This is a genomic window from Roseobacter sp. HKCCD6576-2 (assembly GCF_013179285.1).
Lineage (GTDB): Bacteria > Pseudomonadota > Alphaproteobacteria > Rhodobacterales > Rhodobacteraceae > Rhodophyticola > Rhodophyticola oceani.
On sequence record NZ_WVNW01000001.1, the window covers coordinates 1,094,538 to 1,107,539 of the forward strand.

The 13,002-nt window shown below is 62.8% G+C and carries 11 protein-coding genes and 1 CRISPR repeat array; of the genes, 3 read left to right on the forward strand and 8 right to left on the reverse strand.

Annotation, left to right across the window (positions count from 1 at the left end; translation table 11 throughout):
• Positions 1 to 83 precede the first annotated feature (83 nt).
• Genes GTF44_RS05485 through GTF44_RS05495 form a run of 3 tightly spaced genes read left to right on the forward strand, consistent with a single transcriptional unit; the run spans position 84 to position 3,498 of the window.
• On the forward strand, positions 84 to 1,829 hold the full coding sequence (locus GTF44_RS05485; RefSeq protein ID WP_216364866.1) for an iron ABC transporter permease: 1,746 nt from the start codon (positions 84 to 86) through the stop codon (positions 1,827 to 1,829).
• Positions 1,830 to 1,840: 11 nt separating this feature from the next.
• Positions 1,841 to 2,899, forward strand: a complete 1,059-nt coding sequence (locus tag GTF44_RS05490) for an ABC transporter ATP-binding protein (protein ID WP_171558103.1) — start codon at positions 1,841 to 1,843, stop codon at positions 2,897 to 2,899.
• On the forward strand, positions 2,899 to 3,498 hold the full coding sequence (locus tag GTF44_RS05495) for a histidine phosphatase family protein (protein ID WP_216364867.1): 600 nt from the start codon (positions 2,899 to 2,901) through the stop codon (positions 3,496 to 3,498). The genes GTF44_RS05490 and GTF44_RS05495 overlap by 1 nt, the downstream gene beginning before the upstream one ends.
• A gap of 114 nt (positions 3,499 to 3,612) precedes the next feature.
• Here GTF44_RS05495 and GTF44_RS05500 read toward each other — a convergent pair whose 3' ends face one another.
• From GTF44_RS05500 to GTF44_RS05535, 8 genes are all read right to left on the reverse strand, one after another.
• Positions 3,613 to 4,368 carry a DUF1028 domain-containing protein gene (locus GTF44_RS05500; protein WP_171558105.1) on the reverse strand — a complete coding sequence of 252 codons (756 nt, stop codon included), beginning with the start codon at positions 4,366 to 4,368 and terminating at the stop codon, positions 3,613 to 3,615.
• Positions 4,369 to 4,384: 16 nt separating this feature from the next.
• The gene (locus GTF44_RS05505) at positions 4,385 to 6,178 is read right to left on the reverse strand and encodes a gamma-glutamyltransferase family protein (protein ID WP_171558106.1); all 1,794 of its coding nucleotides are present in this window, start codon (positions 6,176 to 6,178) and stop codon (positions 4,385 to 4,387) included.
• A gap of 30 nt (positions 6,179 to 6,208) precedes the next feature.
• Entirely contained in the window at positions 6,209 to 7,087 is an 879-nt protein-coding gene (locus tag GTF44_RS05510) for an ABC transporter permease (protein WP_171558108.1), read from the reverse strand.
• Positions 7,084 to 8,028 carry an ABC transporter permease gene (locus GTF44_RS05515; protein ID WP_171558110.1) on the reverse strand — a complete coding sequence of 315 codons (945 nt, stop codon included), beginning with the start codon at positions 8,026 to 8,028 and terminating at the stop codon, positions 7,084 to 7,086. The genes GTF44_RS05510 and GTF44_RS05515 overlap by 4 nt, the downstream gene beginning before the upstream one ends.
• Positions 8,029 to 8,110: 82 nt before the next feature.
• Entirely contained in the window at positions 8,111 to 9,622 is a 1,512-nt protein-coding gene (locus tag GTF44_RS05520; protein WP_171558112.1) for an ABC transporter substrate-binding protein, read from the reverse strand.
• A 38-nt stretch (positions 9,623 to 9,660) separates the two neighbouring features.
• Positions 9,661 to 10,746 (reverse strand): ABC transporter ATP-binding protein, encoded by a 1,086-nt coding sequence (locus GTF44_RS05525; RefSeq protein WP_171558113.1) that lies wholly within the window; start codon positions 10,744 to 10,746, stop codon positions 9,661 to 9,663.
• Entirely contained in the window at positions 10,743 to 11,753 is a 1,011-nt protein-coding gene (locus tag GTF44_RS05530; RefSeq protein ID WP_171558115.1) for an ABC transporter ATP-binding protein, read from the reverse strand. Before GTF44_RS05530 ends, GTF44_RS05525 begins: the two co-directional genes overlap by 4 nt.
• Positions 11,750 to 12,457: a FadR/GntR family transcriptional regulator gene (locus GTF44_RS05535; protein WP_171558117.1), complete on the reverse strand. Its 708-nt coding sequence runs from the start codon at positions 12,455 to 12,457 to the stop codon at positions 11,750 to 11,752. Before GTF44_RS05535 ends, GTF44_RS05530 begins: the two co-directional genes overlap by 4 nt.
• 226 nt (positions 12,458 to 12,683) lie before the next feature.
• Positions 12,684 to 12,985: a CRISPR direct-repeat array (repeat unit 36 nt; unit sequence GTTGCGGCTGGACCTCGAATTCTGAATGGCTAAACT).
• The last annotated feature ends 17 nt before the right edge of the window (positions 12,986 to 13,002 follow it).

Below are 13,002 nucleotides of genomic sequence, written 5' to 3' on the forward strand. Positions count from 1 at the left end.
GGCCTCTCCCGCGCAGGGGTGGGCGTTGTGAGATGCCCGCCCCCACCTTACTCTTCCTGTCATCAAACGAAGGACTACCTGAGATGGCCGATGTCGCCATGAACGGTCGAGGACGGCGTGTCTTGTTCAAACAGGGCACCGTGTTGAAGACGGTCGTTCTCGCCCTTCTGATCGCGCTGATTGTGCTGCCGCTGCTCCGGACTGTCTTGTTCACCCTGGAGCCTGAAAACCTGCGCGCCTGGGCCGATGTTCTGACCGGACGGCTGAGCGAAAACCTGTTTTACAAGCCGCTGACCAATACGCTGATCATTGGCGTTGTCGTGGCCAGTTTCTGTGTCTTGATTGGCGGGTTTCTGGCTTGGCTGGTGGTGATGACCAACGTGCCTTACCGCAAACTGATCGGGGTGATGGCGACCCTGCCCTTCATGATCCCGAGCTTTGCCGCGGCGCTCGCCTGGGGCACGCTGTTTCGGAATGACCGTGTGGGGGGGCAGGTCGGGTTTCTGCAAGGCTCCGGCCTGGATGTGCCGGACTGGCTGGCCTGGGGCATGGTGCCGACCCTGATCGTGCTGACACTGCATTACTTCTCCCTTGCCTTTACGATCATCGCCGCGGCGCTGGCCACGGTGAATTCCGATCTGGTCGAGGCGGCGCAGATCGCCGGTGCCAAAGGGCGGCGCATTCTGATGGGGATCATCCTGCCCGTTACGACGCCCGCGTTGGTCGCCGCCGGATCGCTTTGTTTTGCAGGGGCCGTCTCGAACTTCGCCACACCGGCGCTTCTGGGCCTGCCGGTAAGGATGCAGACCCTCTCCACCCGTCTTTTCGGGATGATCGAGGTCGGGCAAGTAAGCCGGGGCTATGTCATCGGCATCATGCTGGTTTTGATCTCGGGTGCCTTCCTCTGGGCGGGCAACAGGATCGTCTCGGGCCGCCGCTCCTACGCGACGATTACCGGCAAGGGCGGACGTGCCAAGCGCTTCGATCTGCGCGGCGCGCGCTGGCCGCTTTTCGCCGTGGCGATGACCCTCCTGATGGCCTCGACCGTGGTGCCGGTGATTGTGCTAACCGCGTCCAGCTTCGCGCAATCCTCGTCGGACCTGTTCTCGAACTGGACGTTGCATTTCTGGCTGGGGGAGAGCCGCCCAGACTTCGCGCAGGGCACTGCAGGTATCGTCCATAACTCGGATATCTTGCGGGCGCTGTGGGTCACGCTGAGCCTTGGCCTGGCGGTGGCCTTCACCGGCATGGCGGTCGGGCTTCTGGCCTCCTACACCGCCGCGCGTTACCGCGAGGGCTGGATGTCGGCGGCGATCACTCAGATCAGTTTCCTGCCACTTCTGGTGCCCGGCATTGCCTTCGGCGCGGCCTATATCGCCTATCTTGGCGCGCCGATCGGCCCGCTGCCCGCGCTCTACGGCACCTTCGCGCTGCTGGTGATCGCCGGCACCGCCTATCTCCTCCCGTTTTCGGTGCAAACAGGCCGTGCCGTGATCCAACAGGTGGGCGGTGAGTTGGAGGAAAGCGCTCGGATCACCGGCGCGGGGTTTCTCCGCCGGTTGGCGGCGATTACCGTGCCCTTGGCAATCCGCGGGTTGGCCGCAGGCGGTATCCTGATCTTCGTGAAAATCATCCGCGATCTGTCACTCGTGGTGCTGCTCTTCACACCGACGATGCCGGTCCTCTCGGTCGTGGCCTATCGCTACGCTTCGGAAGGGTTCACCCAATTCGCCAATGCGATCACCGTGGTGATCCTGGCCATTTCGATCGCCGCAACGCTTATCGCGCAGCGGCTGCAAACCAAATCCCAGCCCTGGCTGCAAAACTGAAGGTCTGAGCGATGCTTGAGATCAAAAACCTCTATAAGAAATTCGGAAGCTTCGAGGCCGTCAAAGACGTCTCGATTTCTGTCCCCGATGGCGCTTTTCTGGTCCTGCTCGGGCCCTCTGGCTGCGGCAAGACCACGCTTCTGCGGATGCTGGCGGGGCTGGAGTTGCCAAGCGCGGGGCAGATCGTGTTTGACGGTCATGTGGTGTCGGATGGCGACAAAAACTGGTCGGTCGACCCGGCCAAACGCCACTCCGGGCTGGTGTTCCAGTCCTACGCGCTCTGGCCGCACATGTCGGTGCGCGGCAATGTGGACTGGCCGTTGAAAGTCGCCGGGATGGCGAAATCTGAGCGCGCCGCCCGCGTCGAAGAAGTGTTGGCGCTCCTCGACATCGGCCCACTCGCCGACCGGTATCCCAATGAGATTTCCGGCGGACAGCAGCAGCGCGTGGCCATCGCCCGAACCATCGCCCCGAAACCCTCGGTGTTGCTCTTCGACGAACCGCTCTCGAACCTTGACGCCAAGCTCCGGGTCGAGATGCGGACCGAGCTGATGCGGCTACACCGCGCCACGGGCGCCACGACCGTTTATGTCACCCATGACCAGATCGAGGCGATGACGATGGCCAGCCATGTCGCCGTGATGAACCATGGTCGAGTCCAGCAATTCGGCACACCGGCCGATCTGATCGACCACCCGGAGACGGCCTTTGTGGCCACTTTCGTGGGCACGCCGCCCAACAATATGGTGCCGGTGGTGAAGAACGGCACCGGCTACAAGGTCGGCGGACGGCATATGCCGGTTCAGCCGCCAGCGGATGACTGCATGGCGATGTACCGGGCCGAAGCGATGGGTATGGCTGCCGAGGAAACCGCGACAACGCTCCCGATGGAGCTGGTTGAGATGAGTGCAATTGCCGGGCGCACCATGGTGACGGGCTTGGGAGGAGGTCTTCGTCTGACCGCGATCGTCGATCAGGCACCCACGGCGCGCATTGGCGATATCGTACAGTTCCAACTGCCGCCCGAACCCGATAGCTGGTTTGGCCCTGACGGCGAAAGGATCCGCTGATGCGTGTACTTCTTGTTCGTCATGGCCAATCGGAATGGAACGCCGATCATCGGCTGCAGGGACAGGCGGATATTGCGTTGACCGCGCTTGGCCGTCAGCAGGCCGATGCCTTGAGACCGGTGATCGCGCATATCGGGCCGTGCCGGGCCATCTCCTCCGATCTCAAACGGGTGCGTGAAACCGCGGCGCGGATCGGTGCGCCGGATGTGACATTCACCGACCGGCTCAGGGAGATCGATGTAGGCGACTGGACCGGGCGCGGGATCCCGGAAATCGAAGCTGAGGACGAGCAGGCCTATCTCGACTGGCGCGCGGGCAATGGATCTCCGCCGGGTGGCGAAAGTTGGACGGCCTTCTCAAACCGGGTCACGGCGGTGATTGACGAGGCCGCTGTGACTCCTTGCCGGAACCTACTTGTGGTGTGTCATGGCGGTGTCATCCGCGCAGTGCTGCAACGGTTTTTGAACCTCAATCCCGCCCGGATCATCCCCGTCGCGCCGGCCAGTCTAACATCAATTAGATTGGGAAAGGACAAGCCCGCCCGGCTGGAACTCTTCAACTATCGTCCGGATCGCTTGGATTTCGAGGCGCCGGATTGAGGTGATACAGCCGCCCGAAGGCCCAAGGCACCACTTGGTGAAGGGCCGCCGGTTCCCGTTGCCGCCGTAGAGACGCCGAAGCCCTCGGCCAAACGCAGGTTGCGGCCTGGGCAATCAGGCTAGCAACTCTGTCGCGAATGAGCGGCTGGCGCGCCCTTCGGCACGGCGTTTCTCGTCGGAGGCCATGATCGCGGCATCGATCCCAGTTCGGTCGGTTGTGCCCGAGAAATTGTCTCGCGTCGGCATGGCATCGGCCACATGGACGAAGCGCTCATGGGCCACATCATAGAGGCGCCGGATCTCTTCGAGCGGATCAGGGTGGTCATCAGCCCGCAGCGATAGCCATGGGTAATCTTCGGTCCGGTGCACGACGAGAGCGGCGGATTGGGTGCCGCGCTTGTCGCCGCCTGCGGCTTGGCCCGCCTCCATCGCGGTCATCAGACGTTCAGGGAGCGGCATGTGCAGATGCGCCTCATACGCCGCCAAACTGTCCGCGATCACGGCAGGTCCGGCCAACATATTACCCGCCACCGACACGCCATTACCGGCGATATGCCCGCACCACTCAACGCAATCCGAGCCGGTATGGGCAGCGGTTTGGCCCTGCGCATCGATCATGTGGATTTGGCGGATCGCTTGGCCACCGTCGCGCGCGACCAAATCGGCCATGACATCGGCGGCCGCTTCGCCCTTGGCCATGCGATCCGCGGCTTCGATGCCCCAGATCGGGCTCACGAAGGCTTGCGTGGCCACGGCGCATTTGCCGCCTCGCAGATGCGGCACCAGCGCACCGACGGCGAAGAACCGGCTGGCCACGGCGACGCCGTATTGGCCGGTTTCGGCATCCCGGGCGGCGATGGAATAGGTCATGCTCGGTTCTCCTGTCTCAACGCCCGGCGGCGTAGGCTTGCATGAGGCGCGGGGTGGCGGCGGCTTTGAGCAGCCCGTCCCGATCACGCGAGGCGGCGGTCAGGCGACCCACGGTCCAAGGCTCGGCCAGTTCGATATCATGGCCCCGGCGACGCAGATCGGCGATCACCGCCTCGTCAAAGGCCGGCTCCACCATCAGGTGACCCGGCCGCACGCCACGCGGATAGAAGGAGGATTGGAGATGCCCGGTATGGAACAGCGGCGCGTCGATCCCTTCTTGCAGGTTCAGGCCGCCATGGACCAGGCGCAGGAAATAGATCAGCTGCCATTGATCCTGTTGGTCGCCGCCGGGCGTGCCGAAGGTCAGATCTAGTGAGCCATCCGTCCGCGCCGCCATCGAGGGCGAGAGGGTCGTGCGCGGTCGCCGGCCGGGCGCCAGCGACGTTGGTAGGCCTTCGTCCAGCCAGAACATCTGCGCGCGCGAATTGAGTGGCATACCCAAGCCCGGAACCACCGGCGATGACTGCAGCCAGCCGCCCGACGGCGTGGCCGAAACCATGTTGCCCCATTGGTCGATCACATCGATATGCACCGTGTCGCCGCGCCGCTCGGTCAAATGCGCCATGGTTGGTTCACCAGCGCCGATGCCCGGGCCTGCGGCCATATCGCGCCCAGCCCTGTCGATAGCGGCCTCTGCCCAGGCCTCATGACCTGCAATCTGGCCGGGGCGTTGGTCCAAAGACGCCGTTGCACCGATCTGCGCGCGTCGTGTGGCCGCATACTCCGCCGAAAGCAGGGTTTCCACCGGGATGTCGGTATGGAGCGGGTCGCCGTAATAGGCCTCGCGATCTGCGAAGCTTAGTTTCATCGCCTCGGTGACGGTATGAACGAACTCTGCGCCATTCAGATCCATCGCGGCGATGTCGAGGCCAGACAGAGTCATCAAAGATTGCAGCAGCGTCGGGCCTTGGGTCCAAGTGCCGCCTTTCCAGACTTTCCAACCGTGATAGTCAACGCTGAGCGGGTCTTCGTAGGTGGCTTGCCAATCGGCCATGTCTTGGCCGGCCAACACGCCTTTGCGGCGACCGCCTGCGGCATCCATCACGCTGGCGGTTTGCAGATAATCATCGATCGCCTCGGCGATGAAGCCTTTGTAGAATGCGTCTGTCGCCGCTTCGATCTGCGCTTCCCGACCGTCAACCGCCTCAGCCTCTCCCAGCAGGCGGTCCCACGTGTCGGCCAGGTCGGGATTGCGGAACAATTCGCCCGGCTTGGGGGCGGACCCACCCGGCAGCCAGGTCGCGTGCGACGTCGGCCATTCCTCCTCGAAGAACGTGGCCAATCCGGCGATGGTATGGGCAACGCGGGGCAGAACCGGATGGCCACGCCGGGCGTAGTGGATCGCGGGTTCCAAAACCTCGCGCAGCGACAGTTTGCCGTGATCGCGCAGCATCAGCATCCAAGCCCCGAACGCACCGGGCACGACCGTGGCCAGAAGTCCCGAGCCGGGGATCAGCGTTAGCCCCTCGCTTTTGTAATGTGCTATCGTGGCCTTCGCGGGGGCGGTGCCCTGTCCGCAGATCATTTGCGGCGCCTCGGCCCCGGCGGTGCGGATCATCAGTGGCATATCGCCCAACGGCCCGTTCAGATGTGGTTCCACAACGGTGAGGGCAAAGCCCATGGCCGCCGCCGCATCGAAGGCGTTGCCGCCGCTTTCGAGGATTTTCATGCCAATGGCGGAGGCGATCCAATGGGTCGACGTGGCAACCCCAAAGGTGCCAGTGATTTCGGGACGGGTCGTAAACGTCATTTTGGGAACACGCCTTTCATAGTCGAGCCATTAGTGATCACGCGGGTCAAGCGCATCGCGCAGACCGTCGCCGAGCAGGTTGAACCCCAGCACGACCAGGAAGATCGCCGCGCCGGGGTAAAGCGCCATCCAGGGCGCTTGTTCCAGGAAGTTTTTCGCCACGTTCAGCATAGAGCCCCAAGACGGCGCGGGCGGCTGTTGCCCCAGCCCAAGGAAAGACAGGGAGGCCTCAGCAATGATCGCGGTTGCGATGGTGAGTGTGGCCTGCACTAGCAGGGGCGGGAAGATATTCGGCAGGATGTAGCGGCGCACCAGAACAAGGGGTTTCAGGCCCACGGCGCGGGCGCTTTCCACATAGTCTTCGGTCATCACCGACATGGTTTGCGCCCGGGACAGACGGATGAAAATCGGCATGGCAGACACACCGATGGCGATCATCGCATTGGTCAGATTGGGGCCCAAGAAGGCCGCCAGCGCAATCGCTAGGATCAGGAAGGGTGCGGCCAGAAGCGCCTCGGTCACCCGGCTGATCACCGCATCGGTCCAGCCGCCCATGTAACCGGCGGCAACACCAAGCGGCACGCCGAGGCACACCGCGATCGCGACCGAGACCACCCCGGCCAGAAGCGATGCCTGCGCGCCCCAGATCATGCGGGAGAGAACATCGCGGCCAATCTCATCGGTGCCGAAAGGATGCGCGGCCGACGGCGCTTGCCGCACGGCCAGCCAGTCCGTCGCGGTTGGGTCGACGATCGGCATCAGCGGAGCCATTACCGCCACAATGACAAAAAACAGGACCAGCGCGCCGCCCAGAAGCGCCGCGGGGTTTTTGCGCATCTTGGCCCAGAAGCGGCTCCGCCTTTTGGGGAGCGTCCCTGCGGGCGTCTGTGAATCGGTCAGAGCGCTCATTTGTCCCTCATACGTGGGTTGAGAATGCGTTGGGCCACATCGGCCAGCAGGTTCATGAAGATGAACGCGATCCCGGTACACAGCACGATGCCCTGCACCACCGCGTAGTCACGGTTAAAGACCGCATCGACGACGAGCTTGCCAAAGCCGGGGATCGTGAAGATCTGCTCGGTCAACACGGCGCCGGCCAGAAGCTCTCCAAAAATCAAGGTTGTGACCGTGACAATTGGCACAAGCGCATTGCGGAGGGCGTGTTTCACCAACACCACGCGCTCCGCCAGGCCTTTGGCGCGCGCGGTGCGGATATAATCGGATTTCAGCACGCTCAGCATCGCTGAGCGGGTGTGCCGCATCAGCGTTGCGGCAATCGCCGTTCCCAGAACGAAAGCGGGCATCAGCATGGTCTTGATCGATTGGAGCGGGTCATCAGCAAAAGGCTGATAGCCCGAGGCGGGCAGCCAGCCAAGCTGCACCGAGACCAGAAGGATCATCATGATCCCCAGCCAGAAATTCGGCACTGAGAGGCCCGAAAGGGCAACGACATTGGCGACCCAGTCGATCCAGGTGCCTTTCTTATAGGCCGAGAGGACACCCGCCGGGATGCCGATCACCATGGCAATGATCAGCGCCATCGTGGCCAATTGTAAGGTGACCGGAAGCTTCTCACCGATCAGTTCCAGAACCGGCTGATTTGTCCTGAGCGAAATGCCTAGGTCGCCTTGAAGCGCATTGCCGACCCAGGCCAGATACTGGATCGGGATCGGGTCATTTAGGCGGTACTTCTCCCGTAGGAACTCGATGACTTCGGGGTCTCGCTCTTCTCCCGCCAAAACCAGGATCGGATCGCCGGGTAGCAGATGCTGCAAGGTGAAGACGAAAACCGAGATCAGGATGATCGTCGGGATCGCGATGAGGATACGGCGTCCGATGAAGGCCAGCATTGCGCTCTCCCAGGGGTGAAGGCGGCGTGGGGGTGGCCCGCGCGACGAGGGGTGTCGCGCGGAGCCAGTTTAGATCAGCCGATTATTCGGCCAGGGTGACACCTTCCAGGCGGATCATCCCGTCGGGGTAGGGCACGAACCCCTGCACCGCATCATCCAGCGCCCAGATCCAGGTCACGTGGTAAAGATAGATGATCGGCGTATCCTCGATCAGAATATCCCGCGCGGCATTGTAGCTGGCTAAGCGCACATCGGTGTCGGTCGAGGTCCGCGCCTCGTTCAGCAATCGGTCAACCTCTGGGTTGGAATAGGCGCTGTCGTTGATGCCGCCATCGGTGGTCATGAACTGGTGGATGTTGCCATCGGGGTCGACCCGGCCAGACCAGCCAACCTGGCTTGCCTGATAGTCACCGGCGGATTGATCGGCGAGCAGGGTGGCGAACTCCTTGGCCTGCAACTCGATATTGATCCCGGCTTCCGAAGCCATGGCCTGAACCACCTGCATCATCTGCAGTTGGACAGGGTTGTTCGGCACCTGAACGGTGATGTCGATCCCATCGGCAAATCCGGCTTCGGCCAGAAGCGCGCGCGCGGCCTCCACATCACGCTCAGGCACAGGGTAGGCGTCATTGTACCAGGGCGAGGTTGGCGGGAAGGGCTGGTTTCCAGGGGCAAAGGCACCTTCAAACACGACCTGGTTGATCACGTTGCGGTCGATCGAAAGCGACAACGCTTGGCGAATGCGTTCGTCTTGCCCAAGCGGATTGTCGGCACCCGCCCCATTGGCCACATTGATCGTAATCCCCTGGTAACCAAGCGACACGGCCTGTTCCATCGTCAGGCTATCGTCGGCCTGAACCGAGGCCACATCGGTGGCCGCAAGACGCTCCAACATATCCAGATCGCCAGCGCGCAGGTTGGCCAGACGCACGGTGGTGTCGGGCATCGGGAGGAAGGTCACGCTGTCGACGTTGATCGCATCGGCGTTCCAGTAATCAGCGAACCGATCAAGCACGATGCGGTCTTGCTGAATCCGCTCAACGAAGCTGAACGGGCCGGAGCACACCGGATTGAGGCCGAAATCGGTTCCCGCCGCTTCAAAGGCCGTGGGCGACAGCATCATGCCCGCGCGGTCGGCGAATTGGGCCAAGAGGGTCGCGTCCGGCGCGCCGAGCGTGAAGGTAATCGTGTAGTCATCGACCACCTCAACCCCGGTGATCGAGCCCAGTTCCGACTTCCGGCGGCTCTCCGGCAGGTTCTGGCTGCGGTCGATATTGGCTGCGACCGCCTCGGCGTTAAACGCCGTGCCATCGTGGAAGACGACGCCCTCGCGGAGGGTCATGGTCAGTTGCAGGCCATCGTCGGACCATTCCCAACCAGTGGCCAGTTGCGGGATGATCTCAAGGCCCGGGGTGATATCGACCAGCTTGTCGCACATTGAGGCATAGACGATCCGCCCCACGAATGTGCGCGATTGGTCCGGGTCAAGGACGTCGGGGTCCTCTTGCAAGCCGATGCGCAAATCCTGCGCTTGAAGGGCCGTTGCCGCGACCCCAAAGGCCAGCGCAAGGGCGATATGTTTCGTTCGTATCATTCTGGAATTCCTCCATCTGTTCGGATTTGGGTGCTCACTTACGAGTCGTTATTCGGATTTTCGGTGGCCGATGCGCTTGATCCGCGTGCGTAAAGGGCGAAGCGCTCTGCGGCGGCGGCGCTCCGGGCGGGTTCGATGCTGGTCAAGCCCTCAAGCGTCAAATCTTGGGCGTGGTGGCAGGCGACTTGGCGGCCATCGGGCAGGGCGCTCAGCGTCGGCCGCTCGGTTTTGCACAGATCGGTGGCATAGGGGCAGCGCGTGTGGAACCGGCAGCCAGGCGGCGGCGCGATGGGGTTGGGTGGATCACCTTCAACCGCGATCCTGGCCCGGCGCGCGCCATATTCGGCGATTGGGATCGCGGCCAGCAGCGTCTCGGTATAAGGATGACGTGGCTGCTCATACAGCGCATCGGCCGGGCCGCATTCGACCACTTCCCCGAGATACATCACCGCCACCCGATCCGCCATGTGCCGGATCACGGCCAGATCGTGCGCGATCACCACAAGGGTCAGGCCCAACTCGTCTTTCAAATCTTCCAACAGGTTGATCACCTGGGCCTGGATCGAAACATCAAGCGCCGAGACCGGCTCATCCCCGATCAACACGGTCGGTCTTGTGGCCAAGGCCCGCGCGATGCCGATCCGCTGCCGCTGGCCGCCGGAGAACTCATGCGGAAACCGATCTGCGGCGGCCGTGGGGAGACCAACGCGGGTCAGAAGTTCGGCCACCCGGTCACGGCGGCTTTCGGCGGTGCCGATGTCATGGGCTTCCATCGGTTCGGCGATCAGCGCGCCGACGGTCATCCGCGGGTTCAGCGACGAAAACGGATCCTGGAAAATGAACTGCAGGTCCTTTCGCAGGGCCCGCATTCGGGCGGTATCGATATGGGCCAAGTCCTCGCCATTGAACCAGACCTCGCCATCGGTCGGATCGATCAACCGCAAGAGCAGCCGGGCCAAGGTGGACTTGCCGCAGCCACTTTCCCCGACGATCGCGAAAGTCTCCCCTGCCTCGATGTCGAGCGACACGCCATCGACGGCGCGAACCACCGTCGGAGCGCCGAAAAGCGGGCGGGCGGTAACAAATTCCTTGCGCAGGTTTCGCGCGGACAGGGCCGTGCTCATGTTCCTGTCTCCTGCATTTCTGCGGCGGCCAGGGTTTCCAGCGGGGCGCGGGCGCAGGCGACGGCGTGATCTTCGCCGCAGCTTTGCAACGGCGGCACATCGGCACAGATCGGCGCGGCAAAGGGGCATCGTGTGACAAACCGGCAGCCTGAGGGCATCTCGGCTGGTTGCGGCACCAAACCTGGCACGGTGACAAGCCGGTCATGACGATCCCCAAGGGAGGGCATCGAGCTCATCAAGCCGATTGTGTAAGGGTGCTGCGGATCGGTGAAGACCGCCTCGGTCGTGCCCGCCTCGACAATGCGACCGCCATACATCACGGCGACCTTATCGGCCATCTCTGCCACAACGCCCAGGTCATGGGTGATCATGATCATCGCGGCACCCGTTTCCGATTGCAGGTCGCGCATAAGCTCGAGAATCTGCGCCTGAATCGTCACGTCCAGCGCCGTGGTGGGTTCATCCGCGATCAAGAGTTGCGGGTCATTGGCCAGCGCCATGGCGATCATCGCCCGTTGGCGCATACCGCCAGAGAGCTGATGCGGAAACTCATCAAGCCGTTTTTCCGGGGCCGGGATGCGCACCCGGCGCAGCATTTCCAAAGCGCGCTCCCGCGCGGCGGCGGGGGAGACACGTTTGTGCCGCCGGACGGACTCCGCGATTTGCTCCCCGATTTTGATCGCTGGGTTTAGCGAGGTCATCGGTTCTTGAAAAATCATCGCCATCCGGCCGCCGCGGGTCTCGCGCAGGCGCGTGGGCGGCATCGTCAGCAGGTCTTCCCCCTCAAATCGCGCGGTCCCGCCAGCAATCGCCAGAGGCGGAGATTGCAAGAGCCCCATCAGCGCCAGAGCGGTCAGACTCTTGCCGCAGCCGCTCTCCCCCACAAGGCACAAGGTTTCACCAGCATTCAGCGTGAAAGAGACATCATCGACGATGTTCTGTGGCAAACGTCCCAACCGGATCGACAGATGGGCAACCTCCAAAAGAGGTGCAGGTGTGGCGGTCATGATGGCCCTTTCTGGCGGGCGGATTCCAAGTTGGTCTTGAGCGCGTTGAGATGGGCGCGCATCGCGTTGCGCGCCGCATCTTCGTCGCGGGCGTCGATCGCGGCGATGATGTCCAGGTGCTGCGCATCGTATTCCATGACGAGCTTGGTCGAGCGGGCCATCTGGCGCTCGGTCTGCCAGCGGGCGTCGCTTCGCACGTCATTGATCAGGCCAAATGCGGCGTGCAAGATCGGGTTATCGGCGACGCGGGCGATAAAACGGTGCAGCGCGCCGTCCCAGAGCTCGGCAGCATCGGAATCGGTCACCTGCGATGCTCGGTCAGCCAAGTCACGCATCCGCGCGACATCCTCGGCGGTCGCCCGGCGGGCGCAAAGCGCGGCCAGTTCAGGCTCGACTGCCAGGCGCGCCTCCATCACCCCGATGGGGTCGATATCGGGCGCGAGCGCGGCGATCAAATGATCGTTGGGGTTTGGTGGCTCGCCGATGAACGTACCCTTGCCCTGACGTCGCCAAACCAGCCCTTCGACCTCCAACGCATCTAGTGCCCGGCGCACGGCCCGGCGGCTGACATTGAAGCGCCCAGATAGCTCCCGTTCTGTCGGAAGTTTTCCGTCTTTCTCGACCGCGCCACGACGGATCAACTCGCGAATCTTGGCGCGAGCGAGCGACGCGTTGTCTTGCATGATCTGAGCTGTATCGCGCACGGCTTTCTCCAGAACCGGGACCAAAGTGGATTTGGTCCGAACCAATTTTACTTTGGTTCGCGTGCCGCAAAGTTGTCAAGCGATTCCCATCCCGGGGCTAAGCCGGGCCGTAGATCGGCGACGATGGCGGTGGGCCGAAGGGGCGAGAGACGGGATGTCGACTAGCTGTTCGGCATCCGAGTCTGTGCGTCCGGTTGCTGGGCCATGCGAGGGGATGCAGGCAACGGTTGCGGCTGGACCTCGAATTCTGAATGGCTAAACTCGCGCCTTTTGGCAAGGGCGGCTTCGACGCGTTGCGGCTGGACCTCGAATTCTGAATGGCTAAACTCCGATCTCTTCAACCGGATGTCCGGCCAGGAGTTGCGGCTGGACCTCGAATTCTGAATGGCTAAACTCCATAACAAGCTGCGCCCCTATCCGGGCGAGTTGCGGCTGGACCTCGAATTCTGAATGGCTAAACTACTCTGGCCAATCTTCTGGCCTCCAGCCGTGTTGCGGCTGGACCTCGAATTCTGAATGGCTAAACTCGATCGCCGTGTATCTTC